This window comes from Dietzia sp. DQ11-71, from assembly GCF_014144995.1.
Taxonomy (GTDB): Bacteria; Actinomycetota; Actinomycetes; order Mycobacteriales; family Mycobacteriaceae; genus Dietzia; species Dietzia kunjamensis.
The window spans coordinates 1-6,325 of the sequence record NZ_JAALDT010000216.1; the positions used below are offsets into that span (position 1 = coordinate 1).

8 protein-coding genes are annotated in these 6,325 nt (G+C 69.9%); 6 read left to right on the plus strand and 2 right to left on the minus strand.

Annotated elements, in window-relative coordinates; genetic code table 11:
• The first annotated feature begins 151 nt into the window (after positions 1-151).
• On the plus strand, positions 152-520 hold the full coding sequence (locus tag G6023_RS08455) for a DUF488 domain-containing protein (RefSeq protein ID WP_069389755.1): 369 nt from the start codon (positions 152-154) through the stop codon (positions 518-520).
• A 201-nt stretch (positions 521-721) separates the two neighbouring features.
• Entirely contained in the window at positions 722-925 is a 204-nt protein-coding gene (locus G6023_RS08460) for a cold-shock protein (RefSeq protein WP_007629661.1), read from the plus strand.
• 159 nt (positions 926-1,084) lie between these two features.
• On the opposite strand, the gene msrA is transcribed toward G6023_RS08460, so the two are convergent.
• Entirely contained in the window at positions 1,085-1,762 is a 678-nt protein-coding gene (gene msrA / locus G6023_RS08465) for a peptide-methionine (S)-S-oxide reductase MsrA (RefSeq protein ID WP_069389754.1), read from the minus strand.
• 74 nt (positions 1,763-1,836) lie between these two features.
• Here msrA and G6023_RS08470 point away from each other — a divergent pair, with 74 nt between their 5' ends.
• Complete coding sequence (locus G6023_RS08470; protein ID WP_067714882.1) at positions 1,837-2,040, plus strand: hypothetical protein; 204 nt, start codon at positions 1,837-1,839, stop codon at positions 2,038-2,040.
• Positions 2,041-2,053: 13 nt separating this feature from the next.
• Here G6023_RS08470 and G6023_RS08475 read toward each other — a convergent pair whose 3' ends face one another.
• On the minus strand, positions 2,054-2,497 hold the full coding sequence (locus G6023_RS08475; RefSeq protein WP_227022110.1) for an NUDIX hydrolase: 444 nt from the start codon (positions 2,495-2,497) through the stop codon (positions 2,054-2,056).
• A gap of 158 nt (positions 2,498-2,655) precedes the next feature.
• On the opposite strand from G6023_RS08475, the gene G6023_RS08480 reads away from it, so the two are divergent.
• The 3 genes from G6023_RS08480 to G6023_RS08490 all read left to right on the plus strand — a co-directional run.
• Positions 2,656-3,258, plus strand: a complete 603-nt coding sequence (locus G6023_RS08480) for a superoxide dismutase (protein ID WP_067714888.1) — start codon at positions 2,656-2,658, stop codon at positions 3,256-3,258.
• A 200-nt stretch (positions 3,259-3,458) separates the two neighbouring features.
• Positions 3,459-5,507, plus strand: a complete 2,049-nt coding sequence (locus tag G6023_RS08485; protein ID WP_182634984.1) for a neutral/alkaline ceramidase — start codon at positions 3,459-3,461, stop codon at positions 5,505-5,507.
• A gap of 77 nt (positions 5,508-5,584) precedes the next feature.
• A partial coding sequence (locus tag G6023_RS08490) for an SDR family NAD(P)-dependent oxidoreductase (RefSeq protein ID WP_182634986.1) occupies positions 5,585-6,325 on the plus strand: 741 nt, incomplete at its 3' end.

The window sequence follows — 6,325 nt, forward strand, 5'->3', positions numbered from 1 at the left end:
GCGGGACGGGCGGCCGCGTCACGGGCGTGGGGGGTCGCCACGGCGGGTGCGCGACCCAGCGCCACTGCCCCTGCCGCCGCGGTGTGGTCATGGCGACCATGCTGGCACAGCCCGGGTGGCGTCGGACGGCGCTGTGCCGGAGCCTGGGTCCATGTCCGTCTACTGCGTGCGCGTCCACGACCTCGTCTCGGGAGAGGCCGACCCGGCGGGGGCCCACGTCGTCCTCGTGGACCGGCTGTGGCCGCGGGGCGTACGCAAGGACTCCCTCGGTCACGACGACTGGTGCCGGGACGTGGCTCCGTCCGCCGACCTGCGCCGGGGGTTCCACCGCGGTGAACTGGACTTCGAGCACTTCGCGGAGAGGTATCGGGAGGAGTTGTCACGCGATCCCGCCGCCGGGGAGGTGGGCCGCCTGGCGACGCTGGCGGCCCGCGACGACCTGGTGTTGGCCTATGCGGCGAAGGACACCGAGCACAACCACGCCCTCGTTCTGGCGGACGAGATCAGGCAGCACATGTAGCCGTCGTCACATCAGGGGTGACGGATCGCGACGGCGTGTGTATGGTCTTCCTCAGTAGTTGAAATCGTTCGTTGTATTTCTGTAGATCCACCGTCCTCGAGAGAGGGCAGTGCGGCACCGCAGGGAAACACACAGCACGCTCTCTGCTGCAGCACCCGGGACCCCGACAAGCGGGGTACCGACTCTCGAAAGGACGCCAATATGGCTACCGGCACCGTTAAGTGGTTCAACGCTGACAAGGGCTTCGGCTTCATCGCCCCCGACGACGGCTCGGCCGACGTCTTCGCCCACTTCTCCGCCATCCAGGGCTCGGGCTACCGCTCGCTCGAGGAGAACCAGCAGGTCTCCTTCGACGTCGCGCAGGGCGCCAAGGGCCTGCAGGCGGAGAACATCACCCCGATGTGATCTGACGTCAGAGCGATCTGACGTCCTTCGGAATTAACGAGAGGGCCCGGCAGGAGAGATCCTGCCGGGCCCTCTCGCATGTCCGATGCGCCTGACCCCTCGGCGCGACCCTCCGCTCCCGCGCCCGGTCAGGCGCGGGAGCCCCCGGTCAGATGGGGGTCAGATGGGGCAGGCGACGCCGCTGCGCACGTGGCAGTCGTAGCCCCCCGGGTTCTTGACCAGGTACTGCTGGTGGTAGTCCTCGGCGTAGTAGAAAGTGCCGGACCGGACCTCCCCCAGTTCGCCGATCTCGGTGGTCAGCGGGCCATAACCGGCGGCGTCGAGCTCCTTCTGGTAGCCCTCGGCGATGCGGCGGGCCGCCTCCAGCTGCTGCGGCGTGGTGGTGAAGATGGCCGAGCGGTACTGGGTTCCCCTGTCGTTGCCCTGGCGCATCCCCTGCGTGGGGTCGTGCCACTCGAAGAACGTGGCCAGCAGCTTCTCCACCGGCAGTACCTCGGGGTCGAAGACCACCAGCACGGCCTCGGTGTGGCCGCTCGCCCCGGTGCAGGTCTCCTCGTAGGTGGGGTTCGGCGTCCACCCGCCGGCGTACCCGGCGGCGGTGGTCCAGACGCCGTCGAGCTGCCAGAGCACCTTCTCCGCACCCCAGAAACAACCCATGCCGAGCACGATCGTCTCGTGCCCCTCCGGGAACGGCGGGACCATCGGGTTTCCGGTGACGATGTTCGCCGGCGCCACCGGCACCGGGTCGGCGCGGCCCGGGAGCGCCGCCTCGGCGTCGACGACCGTGGTCGCGGTACGCATGGCGGAGTGTCTGATCGCGTCTTGTAGCCAGCCCATGCCGCCAGGGTAACCCTCCGGCCCGTTCGTGATCCGGACGTGATGTGACCAATGCCATAGTCGGCGCTAGGGTGGTGACCAGTTCGACCGAGGGGGAGCTCGACGTGACCGCTACACAGCCCGCCGCGCAGCGCCTGCGCGCCATCCTCGACGGCGAGCCGCCGCAGCCCTTCGAGGGGTCCGGCTGCAGCGATCACGTCCGTCGCCGCAACCTCCACGTGAGTGTCGCCGTCGCCCTGGCGCTCCTGCTCGTGCTCGTCGTCCTCCTGGTGATCTGACCAGGGACGGTCATCACGTCAGACAGTCTCGGGCGACGCGCACCAGCAGCGGGGCCCACGGCGCACAGGCGTCCTCCGGCAGCGTCGCGATGTGGGCCATTTCCGCGGCCGCCACCCAGCGCAACTCCGCTATCTCGGCCCGGTGCTGCTGCCCGCCGTCCACCTCGGCGGCGAAGACCTCGGAGACCAGGGAGAAGCCGGGCTCGTTGGCGGTCGCGGTGTCGAACCGCCCCAGGGGGGTGAGCCGATCGGGGGCGATGGCCACCCCCAGCTCCTCGTCGATCTCCCGGGCGGCGCACGCCCGGGGCGACTCCCCGGCCTCCCACTTCCCGCCGGGCAACATGAACCGGTCGGTGCCCGCCTTGCGGACGGTCGCCACCGCACCGTCGGGTCGGGTGAGCACGACGGCCGACACGGAGATGATGCCGCCGGCCGGGGCCGTATCAGAGTGATCCACGACCCCGATCATGGCAGGCCATCGGCTCGGCTGGCAGCCCGCGGTCGCGCAGCACGACGCACCGGTGGACGGATCACTATGGTGGAGGTGGACGTCGTGACGGGCGCCACGGGGACTCCCGTGCGCAGCCCGCCACCCAACTGAAAGGACACTCCACTATGGCCGAGTACGTTCTTCCCGATCTCGACTACGACTACGGCGCTCTCGAGCCGCACATCTCCGGCGAGATCATGGAGCTGCACCACTCCAAGCACCACGCGACCTACGTCAAGGGCGCGAACGACGCCATCGAGCAGCTCGCCGAGGCCCGCGAGGACGGCAGCATCGCCGCCAAGGCCCCGCTGCTGAGCAAGAACCTGGCCTTCCACCTCGGTGGCCACACCAACCACTCCGTGTTCTGGAAGAACATGTCGCCGAACGGTGGCGACAAGCCCGAGGGCGAGCTGGCCGCCGCGATCGACGCCGAGTTCGGATCGTTCGACAAGTTCCAGGCCCACTTCAACGCCGCCGCCACGACCCTGCAGGGGTCGGGCTGGTCCGTCCTGGGCTGGGACCACATCGGGCAGCGCCTGATCATCCAGCAGCTCACCGACCAGCAGGGCAACATCTCGATCAACATCACCCCGCTGCTCATGCTGGACATGTGGGAGCACGCCTTCTACCTGCAGTACAAGAACGTCAAGCCGGACTACGTCAAGGCCTGGTGGAACGTCATCAACTGGGCGGACGTGGCCGAGCGCTACGCCGCCGCCAAGGGCTGAACACCGGCCTAGCGCCTCACGGCTCAGCAGAGCACGCAGCGGCCCGGGTGGGGACCTCCCCACCCGGGCCGCTGCTCGTTTGTCGCCCGGCTCGTCCGTCCGGCACGCAGAGGACACCCCGGACGAGCGTCCACTTGGGTAGCGTCACTTCCCGATGCGGGGATGCGAGTCACCGCGATACGCGCACCCGGGGAGAGTCGATGTCCGCCAACCGAATGGCCGTCAACCGCCGCACCGTCCTGGGCGGGGCCGCCGCACTCGGCGGGGTCGCCGCGCTGCAGTCACTCCTGCCAGCCGTGGCACAGGGCCAGTCCACGGCCATCTACGTCGGCCGCGGCATCGGGGACATGACCGGAGAGCCGCTGGGCGCGGGCATGAACGGGTACGCGGACACCGAGCAGCAGTCCGTCGGGCTGCATCTGCGGCAGCGGGCCCGCGCCTTCGTCTTTGCCGACTCGCCGTCGTCACCCCGGTTCCTCCACGTCACCGCCGAGATCGGTCTCGTCTTCCAGTCGATCCAGCAGGAGGTGCTGCGCCGGTTGGCCGCCGAGTTCGGCGACACCTACCACGAGGGCAACGTGGTCATCACCGCCACGCACACCCACGTGGCACCCGGCGGGACATCCGGCCATCCGATGGTCGACCTGTCGATGCTGGGCTTCCGGCCGGTGACGTTCGAGGCCAACGTGGCGGGGATCGTCGACGCCGCACGGATGGCGCTCCAGGACCTCGCGCCGTCGAGCGTCGGGGTCACCACCGGCGCGCTGCACGACGCCGGCGTCCAGCGTTCCCTCGGGTCGTTCGACCGCGACACCCCCGAGGAGCGGGCGCAGTTCCCGGCGGGGATCGACCCGCGGTCGCAGTCGTTGCAGATCACCCGCGACGGCCGGCTCGTGGGCGTGCTCAACTGGTTCGGCGTCCACGCCACCTCGATGACCTCCCACAACACGATCGCGTCCTCCGACAACAAGGGCTTCGCCGCATGGCACTGGGAGCGGGAGGTGGCCGGGCAGGACTACCTCGACGGCCGCACGCCGGAGTTGGTCACCGCGTTCGCGCAGACCAACCCGGGCGACGTGAGCCCCAACCTCGACCTGGCCCCCGGCCGGGGACCGACGCCCGACGAGTGGCTCAACACCCGGATCATCGGCGAGCGACAGTTCGCGGCCGCGCGCGACCAGGTGGACAAGGGGGTCCGGCCGCTCGGCAACGGGATCGACGTCCGGCACCGCTGGGTGGACATGTCGGCCGTCGAGGTGCGGCCCGAGTTCACCGGCGACGGGCGCCCCCACCGGACGACGGTGGCGGCCCTCGGCGCGTCATTCGCGTCGGGCAGCCAGGAGGACGGCGGCGGCGGGGACGAGCTGCCGTTCGCCGAGGGCGACCGCGGCGGCAACCCCGTCGTCGCCGCGATCACCGACGTGGTGATCCCCGCCTGGCTCCGCGAGGCGCACGGCGCCAAGGACGTCCTGCTCCCGGTGGGCCTCGTACCGCAGGCCGTCCAGCGCGTGTACCCGTTCCACCTCGTACGCCTGGGCGGGCACTATCTGTTCACCCTCGGCTTCGAACCCACCCTGGTGGCTGGTCTACGGCTGCGGCGCACGCTCGCGGCCGAACTCGGCGTGGCCGAGGACCACGTCACCGTCCAGGGGTATTCAAACGCCTACGGGCACTACGTGACGACGCCCGAGGAGTACTCGGCCCAGAACTACGAGGGCGGCGCGACGATCTTCGGGCCGTGGACGCTCCCCGCGATCCAGCAGACGGCCGCGGAGCTCGCCCGCTCGATGCGCGCGGGCACCCCGCTCGACCCGGGCACCTCGGAACGGGACCTCACCGGACAGATCCCCGTATCCCCGCTGGGCAACCCGCTCGTCGACACCCCGGCACCGCTGCGGAACTTCGGCGACGTCCTGGACCCGCCGCTCACGGAGTACCGCATCGGACAGCGGGTCGTGGTGCGGTTCTGTGGCACCCACCCCAACTCCGACCTGCGCCGGGGAGACACCTACCTCGCTATCGAGCGCCGGGAGGGCGACCGGTGGGTACGGGTCCACGACGACGGCGACTGGTCCACGATGATCGTGTTCGAGGGCCTGCTCACCGTGACGAACGCGCTCATCACCTGGGACATCCCGCCCGGCACCCCGGCCGGCGCCTACCGCGTGGTGTACACGGCGTCGGGCCGCGGGATCGACGGGCGTCTGTTCCCCGTTAGGGGGGAGAGCCCGGCCTTCGACGTGCGCTGACGACCGGTCTGGGACACTGGAGGCGTTAATGCTTGCACTTCCTAGTGCTTGCGTCGTCAACAGAAAGGACATCGCCCGTGGACATCAAGGGTGCTTCCGTCATCGTCACCGGTGCCGCCTCCGGCCTGGGAAACGCCACCGCGCGTTCGTTCGCCGAGAAGGGCGCGGTCGTGTTCGGCCTCGACCTCCAGCAGTCCATCGACAAGGCCGTCGAGCAGGGCATCGATGAGGGCATCACCCTCCTCGCCGCTGACGTCACCAGCGAGGACGACGTCAAGGCCGCGATCGCCAAGGCCACCGAGGCCGCGCCACTGCGCGTCGTCGTCAACTGCGCCGGCATCGCCCCGGCCGCCCGCATCGTCTCCAAGAAGGGCGTCCACGCCCTCGACCTGTTCGAGACCGCCATCTCGGTGAACCTCGTGGGCACGTTCAACGTGCTGCGGCTCGCCGCCGAGGCCATGTCCACCCAGGACACGGTCGACGAGGACGGCCAGCGCGGCGTCATCATCAACACCGCGTCCGTCGCCGCCTACGAGGGCCAGGTCGGCCAGATCGCCTACGCCGCCTCGAAGGGTGGCGTGTACTCGATGGGCATCTGCGCTGCACGCGACCTCGCGCAGTTCGGTATCCGCGTCAACACCATCGCCCCGGGCACCATCGAGACCCCGATGCTCAAGGGCCTGACCGAGGAGTTCCAGAAGTCCCTCGAGGCCGCGATCCCGTTCCCGTCGCGCCTCGGCCGCCCGTCGGACTACGCGCAGCTGGCGAACGCGATCGTCGAGCAGGACTACCTCAACGGCGAGAGCTTCCGCATGGAC